The sequence below is a fragment of the Pseudophaeobacter sp. 1A09344 genome, assembly GCF_041008745.1.
Lineage (GTDB): Bacteria > Pseudomonadota > Alphaproteobacteria > Rhodobacterales > Rhodobacteraceae > Phycobacter > Phycobacter gallaeciensis_A.
This window is the reverse complement of sequence record NZ_JAXGFS010000023.1, coordinates 1-17,420: the sequence shown is the minus strand read 5'-3', so window position 1 is coordinate 17,420 and position 17,420 is coordinate 1. Positions and strand designations below refer to the sequence as shown.

17 protein-coding genes are annotated in these 17,420 nt (G+C 63.6%); 8 read left to right on the top strand and 9 right to left on the bottom strand.

The annotated features are described in order from the left end of the window. The first annotated feature begins 728 nt into the window (after positions 1-728). From SM765_RS22590 to SM765_RS22575, 4 genes are all read left to right on the top strand, one after another. The gene (locus SM765_RS22590) at positions 729-905 is read left to right on the top strand and encodes a hypothetical protein (RefSeq protein WP_165198475.1); all 177 of its coding nucleotides are present in this window, start codon (positions 729-731) and stop codon (positions 903-905) included. 525 nt (positions 906-1,430) lie between these two features. Beyond that, on the top strand, positions 1,431-2,051 hold the full coding sequence (locus SM765_RS22585; RefSeq protein ID WP_103911906.1) for a helix-turn-helix domain-containing protein: 621 nt from the start codon (positions 1,431-1,433) through the stop codon (positions 2,049-2,051). Beyond that, entirely contained in the window at positions 2,044-3,972 is a 1,929-nt protein-coding gene (locus SM765_RS22580; RefSeq protein ID WP_368981911.1) for a relaxase/mobilization nuclease domain-containing protein, read from the top strand. Before SM765_RS22585 ends, SM765_RS22580 begins: the two co-directional genes overlap by 8 nt. Positions 3,973-3,985: 13 nt before the next feature. Then, complete coding sequence (locus SM765_RS22575) at positions 3,986-5,899, top strand: type IV secretory system conjugative DNA transfer family protein (RefSeq protein ID WP_103911911.1); 1,914 nt, start codon at positions 3,986-3,988, stop codon at positions 5,897-5,899. Positions 5,900-6,169: 270 nt separating this feature from the next. Here the strand turns inward: SM765_RS22575 and SM765_RS22570 are convergent, their stop codons facing one another. Further along, the gene (locus tag SM765_RS22570) at positions 6,170-6,790 is read right to left on the bottom strand and encodes an ArsR/SmtB family transcription factor (protein ID WP_368981910.1); all 621 of its coding nucleotides are present in this window, start codon (positions 6,788-6,790) and stop codon (positions 6,170-6,172) included. A 131-nt stretch (positions 6,791-6,921) separates the two neighbouring features. Here SM765_RS22570 and SM765_RS22565 point away from each other — a divergent pair, with 131 nt between their 5' ends. Genes SM765_RS22565 through SM765_RS22550 form a run of 4 tightly spaced genes read left to right on the top strand, consistent with a single transcriptional unit; the run spans position 6,922 to position 10,225 of the window. Further along, a complete protein-coding gene (locus SM765_RS22565; RefSeq protein ID WP_368981909.1) occupies positions 6,922-7,764 on the top strand; it encodes a sterol desaturase family protein in 843 nt (280 codons plus the stop codon). After that, positions 7,761-9,062, top strand: coding sequence for an MFS transporter (locus SM765_RS22560; protein ID WP_368981908.1), 1,302 nt, complete (start codon positions 7,761-7,763; stop codon positions 9,060-9,062). Before SM765_RS22565 ends, SM765_RS22560 begins: the two co-directional genes overlap by 4 nt. Next, on the top strand, positions 9,055-9,768 hold the full coding sequence (locus SM765_RS22555; protein ID WP_368981907.1) for a DUF1499 domain-containing protein: 714 nt from the start codon (positions 9,055-9,057) through the stop codon (positions 9,766-9,768). Before SM765_RS22560 ends, SM765_RS22555 begins: the two co-directional genes overlap by 8 nt. Positions 9,769-9,799: 31 nt before the next feature. Further along, positions 9,800-10,225, top strand: a complete 426-nt coding sequence (locus tag SM765_RS22550; RefSeq protein WP_368981906.1) for a rhodanese-like domain-containing protein — start codon at positions 9,800-9,802, stop codon at positions 10,223-10,225. 172 nt (positions 10,226-10,397) lie between these two features. On the opposite strand, the gene virB11 is transcribed toward SM765_RS22550, so the two are convergent. From virB11 to SM765_RS22510, 8 genes are all read right to left on the bottom strand, one after another. Further along, positions 10,398-11,378: a P-type DNA transfer ATPase VirB11 gene (virB11, locus tag SM765_RS22545; protein ID WP_368981905.1), complete on the bottom strand. Its 981-nt coding sequence runs from the start codon at positions 11,376-11,378 to the stop codon at positions 10,398-10,400. Next, entirely contained in the window at positions 11,375-12,799 is a 1,425-nt protein-coding gene (locus SM765_RS22540) for a TraB/TrbI/VirB10 family type IV secretion system protein (RefSeq protein WP_027246183.1), read from the bottom strand. The genes virB11 and SM765_RS22540 overlap by 4 nt, the downstream gene beginning before the upstream one ends. A gap of 2 nt (positions 12,800-12,801) precedes the next feature. Then, a complete protein-coding gene (locus SM765_RS22535) occupies positions 12,802-13,524 on the bottom strand; it encodes a TrbG/VirB9 family P-type conjugative transfer protein (RefSeq protein WP_027246182.1) in 723 nt (240 codons plus the stop codon). A 5-nt stretch (positions 13,525-13,529) separates the two neighbouring features. Next, on the bottom strand, positions 13,530-14,210 hold the full coding sequence (locus SM765_RS22530; protein ID WP_027246181.1) for a VirB8 family type IV secretion system protein: 681 nt from the start codon (positions 14,208-14,210) through the stop codon (positions 13,530-13,532). Between the two features lie 17 nt (positions 14,211-14,227). Beyond that, positions 14,228-15,241 carry a TrbL/VirB6 family protein gene (locus tag SM765_RS22525; protein ID WP_027246180.1) on the bottom strand — a complete coding sequence of 338 codons (1,014 nt, stop codon included), beginning with the start codon at positions 15,239-15,241 and terminating at the stop codon, positions 14,228-14,230. Further along, positions 15,242-15,616 (bottom strand): hypothetical protein, encoded by a 375-nt coding sequence (locus tag SM765_RS22520; RefSeq protein ID WP_368981904.1) that lies wholly within the window; start codon positions 15,614-15,616, stop codon positions 15,242-15,244. A gap of 59 nt (positions 15,617-15,675) precedes the next feature. Next, entirely contained in the window at positions 15,676-16,443 is a 768-nt protein-coding gene (locus SM765_RS22515) for a type IV secretion system protein (protein WP_103911897.1), read from the bottom strand. Further along, on the bottom strand, positions 16,440-17,420 hold a 981-nt coding region (locus SM765_RS22510; protein ID WP_368981903.1), incomplete at its 5' end, for a lytic transglycosylase domain-containing protein. The genes SM765_RS22515 and SM765_RS22510, both read right to left, overlap by 4 nt.

The following is a 17,420-nucleotide window of genomic DNA, read 5'->3' as shown; positions in this document are numbered from 1 at the left end:
TGGAAGAAGCAGAACAAGGAGACCGGCGCCGACTACTACACGCTGACCATCCGCGACCACGGCTTCAACGCCAACCTTGGCAAGGCCGCAAACCAGGACGATCTGTCCCTGCAGGCCGTCATCCCCTGGGGTCCCAAAGACGCCGCCTAAGCCAACAGCCAGACCGCTCCGGCGGTCTGGCTTTTTCTCGTTCTGAGGAATGGCAGCAGTTCGGGTCCGATACCCGTGTCCGAAGAACGCGGCATATTTCGGACGCTGACACCGAGGCGGATAGTCTGACTGGATCGATCGCACAAGCAGCTTTGATCGTTCTGTTGAGGGACAGAGTGGATCGCGCGAACCCGTGGCGGAACCGAATGTAAGCAGGGAGAACTGGGAGCCCACTTAGCGATGCAAGCGCACCCCTTCTCTCATTCGAGCAACCCGCGCTTGGGTCGTGTCGGCGAAGCTGCCAGGGCGCCGAACTCACCTTGTGCCGCGAGGGTGCAATCCGCAGATGAACGTCATGCGTCTGGAGAGCATCGTCTCCAATCCGTGTCACCGCCGCGCGCCTTTCCGTCGACCTGTTGGCCTTAGAGATCGCTAGCCCGGGGTCGAGCGGTCGGCAACGCCGGGGGCAAGTTTCTGGACGGCTGCGCCTTGAGCGCTGCAGTGCATCGCTCACAACAAACCTGCCCCCGGTATTTTCCACGATCCGTCCAACGACGATCAACGGAAAGGATCACACCATGACACTCGAACAATCCATCGACCTCGCCGAACTTCAAGCCGACATGGCCTTCGATGCTTACCTCGCCGCGTTTGATGAAGACGCCCATCCCGAGACACTCGACAGCCTCGAGACCGAGGCTCTGATCGCCCGCAGCCGCTACGACGATCTGCGCAGTCAGGGACTGGGTCACTGACCCAGACACCCCTGCGGGTCTTCGGATCCGCAGGGGTCTGACACTGATCCTTACCAACATTGTGACGCCCCAAACGGGCGTGACACGCGCCATCCCGCGCGGGCCGTTTTCGTGTTTCTGGCGCCCGATCCGTGACCGGCTCGGGCGCTCGGTTTGCCTGACATCGCGTGCTGCTCCAGCGCAAGTTTCAGCAGATTTATTCGACCAGATTGTCGCGCATCGATGAGGACGGCACCGCTCCATGTCGCGCTGCCCAGCGGTCTTGAGTGCACCTCATCGCAAGCAAAAAAACACATCATGCAAAACGTAATATTGCGCAATGTGATGTATTGAAGTATAAGCAAAAGAGAGAAGGAAGACGTTGGCAGGATATGGCCAATGTTTGCACATTTTGTCCGAGGGGTCTGTGATGGGCGTTTCCCGCAAAGCTGAATGCTCCGCCGCACGCGAACGCGATTGCGAGCAATCGCTGCCTCGCGCGCGTTTGCGCATGCATCTTTTCCCTGGAAGCGGGAGAACGTCCTAGTGCCGAGGCCAGCGAAAAACCTGAAGCTTGAGCAGCGCATCGAAGTGGCAAAGCGCTTCGCGGCGGGCGAGAGCGCCAAGGACCTGGCGGCGGCGTTCGGCATCTCCCCGCGCCACGTGAACCGGCTCGCGAAAGAGGAGGCGGGCGAGGGCATCGCGGTGCGCGATCCAAGCGAGACGGTGGCCTTCCGGGCGAGCCGATCCGAGCTGGACGCCTTCGATGCGGAGTGGCGCGAACGGGGCTTTGCCAACCGATCACAGGCGCTCAATGCGGTGCTGCGTGGACGGTGCGGGTTCCTTGATATACCCCGTGATCTGGTCTCGGAATTCTGCGCCGCATGGCGTCAGGCGAAGGATATGAGCGACGCCGGACTGGTGCTCGCCAAGGCGGTCCATCGCGGTCGGCTGGAGGTCTCGGAGGCAGACCGCGCGGTGCTGATCGAACTGCTCGATCTGGCGCAGTCGATGAGTCGTGAGATGGGCCAGATGAAGGATGCGGCGCAGGCGCTGCGTCATCAGGAGTGGCCGCAAAAGGAAGAAGGGCAGGGGGCGGAGAGCGACGTTCTGGAAGACGGCCCGCGCACGATCGAACACGGATTGAGGCTCGTCAGGAATGGCTGATCCGCTCGCCCTCTACACTTCCGTCATGGGGCGGCTCTGGGAGGATGAGCGCATCCGGGGCCAGGCCGCGGCGCGGATCGACGCGCGGCTGGCGGGGCGTCGACAGGGGCGGAGTTTCGCGCGCGTTGGAACCATGTCGGCGCGCAACGCGCTGAAGGCGGCGTCGGGTCAGAGCCGGGCGGCGGTCTTCAAACGGATCCGGGCCGGAGGCTGCAAGACGCGTGCTTCGCTCGGGGCGCAGATTTCCTACATCAACGACAAGGCGGTCTATACCTACTCGACGATGACCAATGCCCTGACCGATGCTGCGGTGCTTTCTGAGGAGCAGAAAGAGGACATCATCGAGGGCTGGGCCGGGACCTGGCGCGGCTCGACCAAGCTCGGCTTCACCTCACACATGCTTCTGTCCTTCCCGACCGACGTGACGGTCGACCAGGTGCGCGACATCGCCATGGACTGGACGGAGCATTTCTTCGAGAGCGGCGAATACGGCGACCAATGGGACTATGTCCTCGCGGTTCATGACGACCGGGCGCACAAGCACGCCCATATCATCCTGAACAACCGTGGCGTCGAAAACGGCACTTGGTTTTCCTGTTGGGCCGAGGGCGTGATGTCGCCGCAGCTCATGCGCGAAAAGCAGGCCGAGATCGCGGAACGCTATGGCGTGATGCTCGACGCCACCACCCGGCTCGAGCGCGGCATCTTCGAGAAGCCCGCCGGGATCGAGGAGATCTACCGCGCCAAGGAGGAGGCCCGCCTGCCGCGCGAGATCGTCATGACAGCCCAGGAATCCGCCATCGCGCAGGCGCAGGTGGTGGGCTTCGCCAAGGACTACAAGAACCTCGCGGATCTGCTGGACCGGATGGACCAGCGCCACATGGCGCGCGCCGTGGGCGGCATGGCGGACGGGCTCGGCTCCGGCACGCCGTGGAACTTCACCGAAGGAGAGATAGACATGAAGGACATCAAGACCGTCGGTGACGCGATCGACTATTCCGAACGGACGATCGAGGCGCTGAGGCTCAAGGCCGAGGAAATGGACCCGACCGAGCGCGCCGCTTTTGAAGCCAAGGCCGCACCGATCATCGCGGACCTCTCGCAGATGGTGCCGGACCCTGAGCTGCGTGCGCGCTTTGGCAAGCAGCTCGAAGAACCCTATCCGCCGGGCTCGGGCAGCGAGGTGCTGATCGCCGCGCTGCAGTCCGGCAATGATGAGGGGCTGCGCGACGTGCTGGAGCGTGCCGAGGAGTTGGGCATGGACAGCGAGGAGCTGGTGGCACGGATCTCGGCGGGCGGCACGCGGAACTACGGCATGGCGCAGGACTGGGTCGAGCGGGACATGAACGCGGTGCTGTCGAGGGACGGTCTCAGCGTGGAGACCGCGACTGACGACCAGCTCGATGCCGCGCTGGAAAAGGTCGACGGTGTCATGGACGCCCTGATGGAACGCGCCAAGGAACTGGGCGTCGAGATCGGCCGGACCCTCGCGGACGAAGAGGAGGCGACACTGCCGCTCATCGACGAAGACGACCGGACACCAAATCCCTACCTGCAGGATCTCGCCGACATGCTGCGTGACGGCAAGCTCACCGAGGAACAGGAAGAGACCATCGAGCGGACCCTGCAATCCGAGCTCTTCAAGGAGTTGGGTGAAGAGGGCTTGGCCGAACTTCGGCGTGGCAACTACGAGGTGCTGGACGCGGCCCTGCCGAGCAAGCTCGACCAGATCACCGTCACGCAGGAGTTCCTCGAAATGACGTTTGAGGAGACCGGTGATCAGGTCTTCACCGACCGCGCCGCTGGGTTGCAGCAGGACAAGGCGACCGAGGTCGCGCGGCTGCGTGGCCAGCAGGAGGCGCAGGATTTGGATCGCGATCTTGGCCGCGATCGAGGTCTCGACGACGAGATGGAATTCTGAGGGGATGACCACCATGACCAAGACACTCCCCCTCTGGGCCGCGCTCCTCTTCGGTGTGATCTGCGGCGCCGTCATCGGCACCATCGTCGCCGCCTTCTACCTGACCCTCGCTTTGAAAACCGGGTTCGCCAGTTTCGACATGTTGGCGCTCTGGAAGGCCAGCGCCGCAACACGCGCGGCACATCCTGAGGCCTTCAAGGTGGGGTTTGGCGCCGTCGGCTTCGGAGCCATCGGTCTCGGCGCGCTCGCGCTGGCTTGGACCTGGAAGAAAGAGCGCGATGACTACGGATCGGCCCATTGGCAGACCAAGGCGGAGCTGAAGAAGAACGACATGTTGCAGGCGCCGGGCAAGGGCTTCGTCTGTGGCAAACTTGGCGCGCCGACCTCGAAGGCGGAGTTCATCTCCTCGACGACCATCCCGCATGTGATGATGGTGGCCCCGACCCGCGCGGGTAAGGGTGTGGGTTTCGTGATCCCGAACCTTCTGAGTTTCGCGGGCTCGGTCGTGGTGCTGGACGTGAAGGGCGAGAACTTCGAGAAAACTGCGCGGCTGCGGGCGCTCAACGGCGACGAGGTCTATCGGTTCAGCCCCTTCGATTGGGCCAATGCCACGCATCGTTACAACCCGCTTGCGCGGATTGCGAAGGCCCCGGCATTCGCGCAGCGCTTTACCGAGGTCTCGATCCTCGCTGACCTCTTCCTCGACAAGGACAACAAGACCCTCGACACCTTCTCCGAGGCTGGCAAGTCGATCTTTGTTGCGGCCTGTCTACTGGCGATCCAGCGCGGCACCCCGAACCTTGGCGAAGTCAACAAGATCGTTGCCGGGGGCGAATACAAGAACGCCCAGTACAAGACCTATGCCGACGAGGCCGAGGAAGACATCCTGCGCGAACTCTGGACCAACGCGGCTTCGGCCTCGTCGCGGCTGCTGACTTCGAACATCCAGGCGCTGATGACCGCCGGTCTTAAGCAATGGGACAATCCGGCGGTGCGCTCGGCCACCGAGGCGAGCGACTTCGACTTCTCGACCTTCCGCAAGACCCCGCAGTCGCTCTACATCGCAGTCTCTGAAGATCACATCGCAACATTGGCGCCGCTCCTGCGCTTGATGTTCGCTGACCTCATTGCCTCGATCCGGCTGAACGAACCCGGTCCGGACGAGCCCTGGCCGGTCATGATGATGATCGACGAATTCCAGCAGATGGGGGCGATGCCCTATCTCGAACGCGCGATCCACTCGCTGGCAAGCTACGGCGGCCGCGTCGCGATGATTGCGCAGTCGCTGGCCTCATTGGACCGGATCTATGGCCCCGAGGGTCGCGAGAGCCTCGAGAACGGGGCAGGGCTCAAGCTCTACATCACCCCGCGCGACCAGCGTACGGTGAAGGAAGTCTCGGCAGCGGTCGGCAGTACCACGCGCGAGGCGGTGACCCGGATGTATGGCCGCAACAAGGGCTTCCTTGGCGCGACCTCGACCTCCGCGCGTCTGGAAGAACGGCCGCTGCTTTCGGAGACGGAAGCGCGCCTCATGGACCCCGACGAGGTCATCATCCTCGCCTCGCCACAGCACCCGATCAAGGCGAGCCGGATCAAGTATTACGACGATCCGTTCTTCAAGGAGATGTTGACCCGCCAGGAGGGCAAGCCGTTCCCCTATCCGCCGAGCGTGCAAGGCGTGGGACCTTGGGGCGGCGATGGTGGTGAAGAAACCGGCGCAGACGACCAGGCGAAACCAGCCGAACGCGCGCCTGTCCGGGATCGCTCGCAGCGGCGCGAAGCGCGGGCGATGAGCGTGATGGCGATAGAGGCTGGACGCGGGCAGCCTGAGCCCGAGACGCTCGGGCGGGAAGGGGCGGTGCCGAAGGAATGGGAAGCGACGTTCGACCGGCAGGAGGATTTCATCGAGGAGTTATTGGGTGGGTAAGATTGGGCATGACGTGAACGGCCCAAAGCTGCCATTCGTGCCAGACGCAGCGAATGATCGGTCCCATCCAAAAACAGACGTAGCTGATCGGCTGGAAAGTAGTGCGAACTGACGTTCGTTGCAGGTGCGAAAGAAGAGCACAAGTTGGTAGAGCGGACCTTCGATTTTTTACGTCGCCCTTAAAAGGTCCACCAGTGCAATGGCGTCTAAAATGCGCGAATGTCCTCAAGGTTTCCAGAACTTGATCCGAACCAGTGTCGGCGCAGCTTGTCAGGCTGCGCCATCAAGAACGGGGCGGCCGTCCTCCCTCCATTCGGGCAGACCACCTTCGAGACGGCGGGCATTCAGGCCATGCTTGCGCAATGCTGCGACCGCCTGATGGGCGTAGATGCAGTAAGGGCCACGGCAATAGGCGATGATTTCTTTGTCAGAATCGAGGTCGGAGACGAGGCTTTCAAGTTTATCCAACTCGATATTGAATGCGCCCGGAATATGCCCTGCTTCATATTCATCAGAGGGTCGGACATCGAGCACGGTGACAGAACCTTCTGCCAAGCGCGCGGCCAGGTCGTCGCGGCTCATGGTTTCGGGCGCCGTTTCGCCGCCTGACAACCCGCGCAGGATACGTTCCACCTGGGCCAGATTCCGTTCAGCCACGACGCGCAGCAGGTCCATCAGCTCCAACGTCTTTGCATCGGTCAGACAGTAAATCACAGCCTTGCCGTCACGGCGGCTGGTAACGAGGCCGGACCGGCGGAGCTGCTGAAGATGCTGAGAACAGTTGGCGATGGTTAGCCCGGTCTTTTCGGCCAAGGCCTCCACCCCGCGCTCTCCCTGCGCCAGTTGCTCAAGGATCGAAAGCCGCGCCGGAGCGGAAAGTGCCCGTGCCACGAGAGCGTATTCTTCGAGAAGGGCTTTCTTGGGGCTGGTTGACACGGCGCACCTCCAAACGATAAATCATTCAATCGATAGCTTGAATATCTTCGATTCCACCGCGCAGGACAACCCCGGAGCCAGTGCCCATGTCAGAAATCATCCTCTCAGCCGAACCGACGATCCGCCTCGCCGTATTTCTGGGCATGCTTGCAGTAATGATGCTGTGGGAACTTGCAGCGCCGCGCCGACGACGAGACATCCCGCGGGTGATCCGCTGGACGAATAATTTCGCGCTGGTGGTTCTTGACACCATCATCCTTCGCCTGAGTTTTCCGATCCTCGCGGTGGGCCTTGCGATGCTGGCTGAGGAAAGGGATTGGGGCCTCTTCAACGTGATCGACGTGCCGGGATGGGTGGCGTTCACAGGCTCCATTCTGCTTCTCGATCTGGCCATCTATCTCCAGCACGTGATGTTTCACGCGGTCCCCGGCTTGTGGCGGCTGCACCGGATGCATCATGCCGATCTCGACTTCGACGCCACCACGGGGCTGCGCTTTCACCCGGTCGAGATCCTTGCTTCAATGGCGATCAAGCTGGCGGTCGTCGGCGCACTCGGCGCGCCTGCCGTCGCGGTACTACTGTTCGAAGTGATCCTGAACGCAACTTCGATCTTCAACCACTCGAACATCAGATTTCCGGCTGGTGTTGATCGCGTGTCGCGGCTTTTTCTTGTCACGCCCGACATGCACCGCGTCCACCATTCTGTCGATCCGCGTGAAACAAATTCCAATTACGGCTTCAGCGTCCCCTGGTGGGACAGGCTTCTTGGCACCTATATCGCCCAGCCCGCCAAGGGGCACGAGGACATGAAAATCGGGATCGAACAATTTCGCACCACGCGCGATCTCTGGCTCGACCGGATGCTGATCCAGCCGCTTCGGGGTCCGGCAAGCGGTCATGCTCTCGACCATAGGAACGAACAGAAATGACCTACGCCCCGGGCATCCGCGAAAACCTGCGCCCCTTCCTTGAACAGTTGCTGCAGGTCTTCTTCGTCGGCCTGACCATCGGGGTGCAGCGCACGGTGATCCCGGCGCTCGCTGAATCCGAATTCGACGTGGTGCAGGGATCGATGATCGCGCTTTTCGCCTTTGTCGTGTCCTTCGGCGCCGTCAAGGGGGCGATGAACTTCGTTTCGGGCCGCGTGTCCGAACGGGTCGGACGCCGCCGCGTGCTGATCTGGGGCTGGATCGTTGCACTGCCGATCCCGTTCATGATCCTTTTCGCCCCCTCCTGGAGCTGGATCGTGGCAGCGAACGTGCTTCTGGGAGTGAACCAGGGTTTCTGCTGGTCGATGACCGTCACCGCCAAAATGGACATCGTGAAAGCATCACAGCGTGGCCTGGCCACCGGGTTCAACGAATTCGCAGGCTATGGCGGCGTGGCGCTGGCCGGACTGGTGACCGGTTACCTGGCGAGCTATTTCGATCCCCGGATGAGCCTCTTTGTCTTCGGCCTGCTGGTCATCCTTCTGGCGCTCTCGGCCGGGCTTCTTTCCTTCACCGAAACGCTTCCCTACGCCCGGGCCGAAGCCGCGCGGCACAAGTCGGGCGAAACGACCGGGCCGCAATCGCGCTATGTCGAAGGGCCGGAAAACCCCACCTCGGGGCAGATCTTCGCCCTCGTGACCTGGCGCAATCCGACCTTCATGGCGCTGGCGCAGGCCGGCAGTGTCGAGAAATTCGTCGATGCGCTGATGTGGGCGCTGGTGCCGGTTTTCATGGTGGCGAAGGGCGCGACCCTGATCGAAATCGGCTGGATCGCCGGCATCTATGGTTTCGTCTGGGGCGGCAGCCAGCTCTGGACCGGGCCGCTGTCCGACGCCTTCGGGCGCAAGTGGCCCACGGTCGCGGGCTTCTTCCTCTGCGCAGGCGGCGTGCTGGTGTTTCCATTCCTCGCCACCGTCGCGGCGTGGTCCGTGGCGGCGGCGGTGACCGGCATCGGCATGGCGCTGCTCTACCCGACGCTGATCGCGGCGATGGGCGACATCGCACATCCCTCGTGGCGCGGGTCCGCCTTGGGCGTTTACCGCTTCTGGCGCGATCTGGGCTATGCTATCGGGGCGCTCGCGATGGGATTGATCGCCGACGCCGCGGGCATGCTGGAGGCCGGTTTCTGGTTCACCGGGCTTGCCATGGCGGGATCGGGCCTGTGGCTGATCCTCGGCATGGAGGAAACCCATCCCCGCCTGAAACCTGCTTCCCGGAAGGAGAAAGCGAATGCGTAACGTGACTTCGAACCGCCTCGGACTGCTTTCCATCCTGTGCGGCCTTGCCTCGATTGTCCTTGTCGGTGTTGCCGTCTGGGGGTTCCGCCAAGGCGGCTGGCCGTGGCCCCAATCCTATCGCTTGGCGACATGGGGCACATGGGCGGCGCTGGCGGGATGCCTCGCCGCGCTTGCGGGGCTTGCCGCGTGGCTGCGCAATCGCAAAGGCGGTGGTGCCGCCGTGCTGCTGGGGCTGGTTCTGTCGCTGCCCGTCGCGGGGATGAGCGTCGCCTTCGATCTGGCGGCCCGCATGACGCCCCCGATCAACGACATATCGACCGATACCCAGGACCCGCCAGTGTTCTGGTTCACGGTGACGCCTACCGATTATCCGCCCGCGAATGCGGAACCGCAAAGCGCCGCCTATCCCGCGGTCCGGCCTCTCGAGCTCGACCTGTCCTTCGACGACGCCTTCGGCCTTGCGCTCGCCCTGGTCGAGGAACGCGGCTGGCAGGTGCTTTCGGCCGATCCCGATGAAAGTCAGATCGAGGCCATCGCGACCAGCCGTCTTTTCGGTTTCCAGGACGAGGTGGCGATCCGCGTGACAGAAACCGACACTGGCACCCGGATCGACATGCGCTCGCGCTCGCGCCTGGGCCAGGTGGATCGCGGCGCTAACGCCCGGCGCATCGTGGCGTTCCTGTCCGACCTGGAAGCGCGTTCCTGAAACACCCCCCATTCCCAGCAAAGGAAACCCAATGGACCTGAAACCTTTTCTCGTGGCGGCTGCCGTCGCCCTCGGCTCTGCCTCAACGCCTGTGTTCGCGCAGGACGCCGTCCTCGAAGCGATGCAGGAATACATGATGTTTTCGGATTACGAAGCCGGGATCATCCTGCCGCAACAGATCGATCAGACGGTTTTCGAAACCGCGCTTTTCGTGGATACGCGCGATAGCGGCCAGTTCGAAGAGGCTACACTCCCGGGCGCGGTGAACATTGAGTGGCGCGAAGTGATCGACCGGATCGACGAAATCCCCGAGAACCGCATGACCATCCTGTTCTGCAACACTGGCAGCCTGTCGGCACAGGCGGCCTTCGCGTTGCGCGTGGCGGGGCGGACGAATGTCGTGGTCATGCAGACCGGCTTTTCCGGTTGGCAAAAGGATGCGGCCTGGAAGCCTTGAGGGAGAATTAGGCAACAACAAGAGGAAGTTGCGAAGTTACACGCACAGTCTCCTTCCTGCGCAAAGCTGCCATTGGACCTGGTCGCAGCGAAAGACCGCTTCCCGCCCATTGTGCAGATTTCTGCACTGCAAAAAGGTTTCTAAATTCCGCCGACGCTATCGATCTGTTCCATCAGCTGGGCAAATAAAACTCGGTAATCCCGCGCTTCCCCTCGGCTCGCCCGAGCTGCACGATCACATCTATGGATTTCCGGATGTACTCCCGCACCTCGGCGAAGGTCAGTGGCGTCCCCGCCTGCAGCACCATGATCGCCAGCCGGTCGATGGCGAGTTCTGCGGTTTCGGCGTGGATGGTGGAGACAGACCCACCATGGCCGGTGTTGATCGCCTCGAGATAGGTCAGGGCCTCGGCGCCGCGCAGCTCGCCGACGATGATCCGGTCGGGTCGCATGCGGAGGGAGGCCTGAAGGAGGGCGTTGGCGCTGCGTTGTGAGCCAGCACCGCGATCGGCCAGGAGGGCGACGGTGTTGGGCTGGCCGGGGAACAGCTCGAAGGCGTCCTCGATGGTGATCAACCGCTCGTGCTCGCTCACATGCGTCAGCAGGTGGCGGGCGAAAGTGGTCTTGCCGGTCGAGGTGCCGCCGCTGATCAGGACGTTGAGCCGTGCCTCGACCAGGGTCTGCAGCGCAGCCTCGAGGTTTTCCTCGGCGAGATTGGCGATGTTTTTCATCTTCTCGGCGCGGAGCGCATCGAGCGAGACGGCCTTGCCGAAGAGATAGGTCGGGGCGTAGTCCCTGACGCTGCCGGAGGCGAAGAGACGGATCGTGATCGAGGCGCCGCGATCGATGGCGGGCGGCACGGCGACCTGGACCCGGAGGGGTCGGCCCGCATATTCCACCTTGCCGGAGACGAGCGGGTTCTTTTCAGAGACGCGGGCCTTGGCGTCGCCGACGATGGTGTGGGCCATGTTGAGGGCGGTGGTGCGATCCACGGTTTGGCCTTCGTGGCGCATGGTAGCGTCGCCCGCGACCTCGATCCACACCTTGCCGTCCGGATTGATCGCGATCTCGACCACGTCATCGCGTCTCAGCAGGTCGCGGAACGGGTCGAGATAACGCTCGAGATAAGAGGTTGGTGATGCTGCCTCAGTCAATAAATCACCACATCCCGGTCGACGAGCACGGTGACCGAGGCCCCCTGATCGACATAGATCGTGGGTGCGATCGAGACCTGGTCGGCAATGACCGATCCGACGGCATCCTGAAGATCGCTGCCGACATCGCCCAGAACGATGCTGGTCGTTTCGTTGTTGGCACTCTCCGCCGCCACGGCAGGCGCCGCCCCGATCACGGAAATCAGCGCCGCCCCGCCGAAACGTTCGGCGAACTTGGTGTCGACGAGACCGGTCAGGCCTGAGCGACCGAGCTGGTCCCCGCCCACGGCGGCGATTTCCATCGAGGTGCCGTCCGGGGTCAGGACGCGGGTCCAGAGGATCAGGATGCGCTTCTGATGCATCTCGATCCCGGAGCGGTATTGGCCAAAAAGGCGGGAGCCGCGGGGGATCAGGATCCGATCCCCGGAAAACGCCGGAACCGGCTCGGAGACGACCGCGACCACGGAGCCCGGCAGATCGCTGTTGATGGCGGTCTGGAGCGCGGCCTGGATGACCGAGCCTTGGGTCAGCGTGCGCTCAGGATGGGTGAGGCGGGCGGCCTCCTGCACCTCGAGCGGTCGCGCGCTTTGCAGGAACTGCTCATTTCCTGACAGGACCGGACCCCCGGTGCCAGGGGCCGCCGGATCAGCGACTGCCGCGCCACTTTGGCCACCCCGCGGACCATCGGCATAGACAACGGCGGGGGATTTGATCTGCGCGGTCAGAAGCTCCTCGGCGACCCGCTCGGCCTCGCGCTGGCGCTGTTCCTCTTCCTGCCGGCGGCGTTCTTCGAGCAGGCGCTGATCGGCGATCAGCCCTTCGCGGTCGAGCTCGGCCTCGAGCCCCTCGCGCTGCGCACGTTCGGCGTCGAGCATGGCCTGCAGCCCCTCGATACGGGTTTCGGTCTGGCGCTGCAGGTTGGCCAGCTCGGTTTCCTTTGCGGCGAGTGTGGCTTCAAGCGCGGCCTTTTGTTCGTCGAAGGCTTCGCGCAGGTCGGCGACGGCGGATTGGATTTCCGAGTTGCGGGCGGCCTGGCTGACGGCGAGGGCCTCGCGAAGCTTGGCGATCTCGGCCAGCACCTCGGCGCTTGGTTCCGGGGAAGGGGCTGCGGGTACGTCCAGCGCCTCCTCGACAGCGATCAGCGCGTCATTCACCCGCTGCTCTGTCTCGTCAGGAGGAAACTCCAGCCGCCCGCCGGTGCCGGGCCGGCGGTCCTGGAAGGTCTCGACATCGGAGGTCTCAAGAGCGCTGTCCCCCTCTTGCAGACTGGTCGCCAGGAAATACGCGACCCCGGCCCCGCCGAGGGCAAGGGCAGCGGCGAGCGCGCCGACCCCGAGGCTGTTGCCGCGGCGTTTGGATTTGCCGCGCTGGCTGAACTGATCGAGGCGGTCCTGCAGGTCGGGAGGGGTTTGATCGGCCATGGTCAGTTGCTCACGTAAATCGCGCTCTCGTCGCGCCAGGCACAGATCGCCTCGTCGCCGATGCGCAGCGTCCAGTAGGTGTTCACCCCGAGCACCCGGACCGTGTTGCCCTGCTGGGTCCAGTTCACGGTGCGCTCACGGCCCTGGTCATCGGCCTTGAAGAGGGCGGGCTGACGGGCGTTTTCCGGGAAGACGAAGTAGGTATAACGACCGTCGTCGTAGATATGGCTGGGTCGAAAATCCCCTTCACCCGAGACCCGGTAGTTGTAGTTGCGCGGGGCCTCATAGCCCTTGGGCTGGGTGGCACCCGCCGCGCGGCGTTCTTCGTCGGGGTAGCGGAAGCGGACCTCGAAGAACATGCCGGTGCGGTTCGGGATCGAGCCCTCGCGCAGATGGAAGGAATAGGTGCGCCGGTTGGTGATCACCGTCATGTTGGTCGAGGCATTGGCCACGTGCGGTTTGATTGTGAGCACATTGCCAAGCTCGGGGATCGGATCGACCTGGAAGCTTTCGGTGTCGCCGACAATCACCGCCTCGAACCGCTCCCCGGCCCCGAAATGGATCGTCGTCGAATGCCGCAAGTCGGTTTCGATCCGGTAGACCTGGTTTTCATCATAGACGGCGGTGCGGATGCGGATGTCGAGCGGGCCACCTTGCGGGGTGGCTTCGGCGGATGCGGCAACAGGAAGGGCAAGCGCCAGAAGGAGCGCGGGCAGGGATTTCATCTTGGTCAGTTCTCCAGGGTCTCGGCGTCGACGCGGTAGGAGGTCACCACGAAGCCCAAGGGGTTGGCCCAGACGTCCTGAAGGCGCTGGCGGGTTTCAGGTTGGAAGTCATAACCAACGGTAGCGACATAGGATCGGGTGACGGTGCGGGTGTCGCGGGGACGGCGCAGCGTGCGGGTGAAGCGGACCTGGGCCACGCCGCGCTCGATCTGATTGACCGATTTGATCACCACCTCGATCTTGGCTTCGCGGCCATAGACGGTGATCGGGTAATCCTCGTTGGTCGAAGACCAGAGATCGCGCAGCGTGCGGGCGGCATCGCCATCCGAACGATCGAGCACCGAGTTGATGCGTTGCTCTCCATCGGTCAGGTCATAGGTCTCTCGATCATCGACATAGGCCACGAGATTGGCCTGGATGATGGCATCGCTCTCGGAAAGGGTCAGCGCCTGTACGGCGGCAACCCGGTCCATCTCGCCGGTTTCCTTGTCGACCACGACCACGAAGGTCTCGGTCGATTTGAGCGGAAAGAGGCTCGCGCCCGCGACCATGCCGGCGACGCCAACCAGGACGCCTGCAGCTGCGACGAACCAGGCGAAACGCTCGCGCCGCCGAGGCCCGTAGATGAAATCCGCCTCAAACGCGTCGCGGTCAGGCGCGGAGGAACTGGCTACAGTCTTCTTCAAAGTCGTCGTCTTTCAAATCAGGGTTTGCGGAAAGCCTTGGCGGCGGAGAGGAGCGCGCCGGGGCTTTGCCGGATCAACTCGCCGGTTTTCACCACGCCCGCATTGGCCATCTGGTTCAGCTCGTGCGGAGACTTGCCGGTGACGAGGCGCGAGGCGGCACCCGTGCCGTATTCCCGCGTGTTCACGAAGCCCTGACGCGCGAGGCCGGTCAGGCCCACGGCATTGGAGGCAATGCCAACGACGCCGGTCAGGTTGGAGGCGATGTAGGGGACCGAGGCCATGATCCCGGCGCTGAGGATCAGGATCACGAGGAAGGGCAGGATGAGGCTGACGGTCTCGACATCGCCCGGATCGGCGGAGGCGTCCCCTATGGCCTCGGCGATGGCGACGATGATGCCCGCCGCGCCTGCGGCGGCGACCGGCATGAGCGCATAGCCGATGGTGGCGCGGGTCCAGGCCTCGAAAAGGGATTGGGTCGGCTTGAAGAGCGAGGTCACGATCATGAAGGGGGCGATGACGATCATCAGCGCGAAGACGATGCGGGCGAAGGCGATGATCCCGGCGGTGACGGCGGCGAAGACCGCCGAGAGGACAAAGAAGATCGCGCCCAGGACCGCGCCAAAGACCCAGCCTGCGCGGTCGCCGATCGTGTCGCCATAGGCGGTGATGCGGGCGACCATGTTGTCGAGGCTTTCATAGACCCCGGCCTCGTCGCCCGAGCCGGTGAGCGCGAGGATCGAGGCGCCGACGGAGTCGGGCACCTGCGTGACGATGTCATAGATGACGCTGAAATTATCCCAACTCTGCGCGAAGATCCCCACAAGTGCGACCTTCATGCCGAAGGCAAACCCGGTGCCAAAGGGCAGGGGGCGGAGTTGCATGACCGCGTTGATCCCGAGGAGCACGACGAGGAGCGCGGCCCCGGCGGAGATCACGTCGCCGACAACGCCTGCCGAAGAGACAAAGCCGTCCTGTGCCACGGTATCCACCGCGGCGTCGACCTGGCTCAGGATGTCGCGAATAACGCCCATCTACTCTACGCAGGCCTCCACAACTTGCGCCTCGAGCGCGTCCGCCTTGGCGTAGAGCTCGAGCACCTTGAAGGGCAGACGCGGGTTGTCCGAGGTCTGGAACCGGGGCAGCGCGCCCAAGGCCTGATCCCAGGTGAACTGATCCAGCAGACAGGTGCAGGTTTCCGAGGCGAGCGCCTCTTCGGCGATCAGGATGCGCAGGATCGCGCGGTAGCCGTTGCGCAGATAGGCGGTCTCGGCCAGATCGGCGGGGGGTTTCGGAGCACGACATTCGTCGGCTTCGTCCCGCGCGATGGCCATCGAATTGAAGGGCGTGTCGCCGGACGGGTCCGTGGTCGGGGTCTGGGCCAGCACGGCACAGGGCAAGGCACTCACGACAAGTGCGGCGAGACAAAGAGACCGAATTGCTGCCAAGCCGTGGTTCACATTTTGCCTCATGGATCCACCGCCATCGAGCGGAACTTGCGCTCGTCCGCGAGGGTCGCGGCATCGACGACGCCCAACTGGCCTGCGCTGACGCCTTGCGCCGCTTCAAGCCGCCAGATCTGGGTCAGGATGATGCCGAGCTCGGCGGTGACGCGGGTGTTGAGATCGACCGCAGCTTTCAGCCCGTCCTGATCATCGATCAGCCCGACCATGGTTTCGAGCCGTTCGAGGCTCTGTCCGGCTTCCTCGTGGCTTTCCTGCGCGGCGACTGACAACATGGCGCTGGCTCCGGCCGAGGTGGCGATGCGGTTGTCGGCGGGCTGATCGGAGCCCGAGAGCGTGCTCAGGCGCTCCGAAGTAAACCCGCTGCCAGACAGGACCCGCTCGACCGAGGCCGACAGTTCCGCACCGGGATTGAAGCCACTCAGAAAGTCCCCGCTCGCCAGCGATTGCGCGGTGTTGAGCGGGGCCACAAGCTTGCCACGCAGTGCGCGGAACTCCTCGACCGTGGCGAAAAGTTCACCGAGCCCGCTGCCCTCAATGAGCGAGGTCAGTTGCGCCTCAAGGTTCGTCAACTGCGACAGCTGGGTCTCAAGCTCCAGCCGCATGGTCGCGAGCTGCTGCATCTGGACGTTCAGGTCCTCGGCCATGTGTTCGAGCTGTGCCACGAATTGCTGCAGCGCCGAGCCATCGAAGGTTGGCACACCTTGGGCGGTGGCGGGGCTGGAGACCCCGAGTGCGACGACCGCGGTGGTCACCAGAAAAAATCGTCTCATTCGGAAACTCCCATCTGCATGAAGTCGCGCTCGGCCAGCCGGTCGGCCACGAGGTGCTGCGCGTAAGCGGCCTCGCGCTGCTGGTTGGCCGCCATCAGCCGGACGCGGAGATTGAGGATGCGGCCGATCTCGGCCTTGGCGTAGGTGTTGAGCTCCCAGGCCGCCTTGGCATTGGGCTGCGCATCGATCTGCAAGATGATCGCGCGCAGACGGTTGATGACCTGTTCGGTGGTGGCGGAGCTGTTGGCGGCGTAATAGACGCCGGCCTCGGAGATGCTGGCATATTCGGCGAGCGCAAAGTCTGAAGGTGAGAGCGTGCCAAGCGCATCGGCACCGCCCACAACGGCGAGGTATTCGTTGTAGAACTTCGAGATATTGCGGACGTAGCCTTGGGTCTCGGCAAAAGGCGGCACGCCACCGTATTCGATCACCCGGCCCGGGCCCGCGTTATAGGCCGCGAGCGCATGGGGAATGTTGCCGAACCGATTGAGCTGGGTGGTGATATAACGTGCGCCGCCGCGGAGGTTGTCCTTCACGTCATAGCGGTCGACGCCGAGGTCAGACGCGGTGCCGGGCATGAGCTGGGTCAGACCATAGGCCCCGACCGGGCTTTCGGCAGCGACGTTGAAGCGGCTTTCCTGCTTGATCAGGGCCTGGAAGAGGCAGCGCCATTGGGTGGCGGAAAGCCCGGCCCGTGCCACACCCGGCGCGCCTGCGAATTCGCCCGCGACCTCGATGATCATCATCTCGACCGTCTCGCGGCCTTCGCCGAAAAGGCGGCTGTTCATCGGGCTTGGATCGGTGTTCGGGTAGACCGCCGCCACCCCGAAATCCGCATTGCCCTCGAGCGCGCGAATGTCGAAGCCCGAACCGGTGATGGCGGCGGTCATCTCCTCGAGGACGCGCAGCTGGTCGGCCTGGACGTCGGCCAGCGTGGACTCCGTCCGATCCTTGTCCTGCTGTACGCCCAGATCCTC

Bases quoted from the DNA above. Each gene is read 5' to 3' on its own strand.
- SM765_RS22590 (WP_165198475.1), top strand. From the start codon at position 729: ATGACACTCGAACAATCCATCGACCTCGCCGAACTTCAAGCCGACATG.
- SM765_RS22580 (WP_368981911.1), top strand. From the start codon at position 2,044: ATGGCTGATCCGCTCGCCCTCTACACTTCCGTCATGGGGCGGCTCTGG.
- SM765_RS22575 (WP_103911911.1), top strand. From the start codon at position 3,986: ATGACCAAGACACTCCCCCTCTGGGCCGCGCTCCTCTTCGGTGTGATC.
- SM765_RS22565 (WP_368981909.1), top strand. From the start codon at position 6,922: ATGTCAGAAATCATCCTCTCAGCCGAACCGACGATCCGCCTCGCCGTA.
- SM765_RS22560 (WP_368981908.1), top strand. From the start codon at position 7,761: ATGACCTACGCCCCGGGCATCCGCGAAAACCTGCGCCCCTTCCTTGAA.
- SM765_RS22555 (WP_368981907.1), top strand. From the start codon at position 9,055: ATGCGTAACGTGACTTCGAACCGCCTCGGACTGCTTTCCATCCTGTGC.
- SM765_RS22550 (WP_368981906.1), top strand. From the start codon at position 9,800: ATGGACCTGAAACCTTTTCTCGTGGCGGCTGCCGTCGCCCTCGGCTCT.
- SM765_RS22540 (WP_027246183.1), bottom strand. From the start codon at position 12,799: ATGGCCGATCAAACCCCTCCCGACCTGCAGGACCGCCTCGATCAGTTC.
- SM765_RS22535 (WP_027246182.1), bottom strand. From the start codon at position 13,524: ATGAAATCCCTGCCCGCGCTCCTTCTGGCGCTTGCCCTTCCTGTTGCC.
- SM765_RS22525 (WP_027246180.1), bottom strand. From the start codon at position 15,241: ATGGGCGTTATTCGCGACATCCTGAGCCAGGTCGACGCCGCGGTGGAT.
- SM765_RS22515 (WP_103911897.1), bottom strand. From the start codon at position 16,443: ATGAGACGATTTTTTCTGGTGACCACCGCGGTCGTCGCACTCGGGGTC.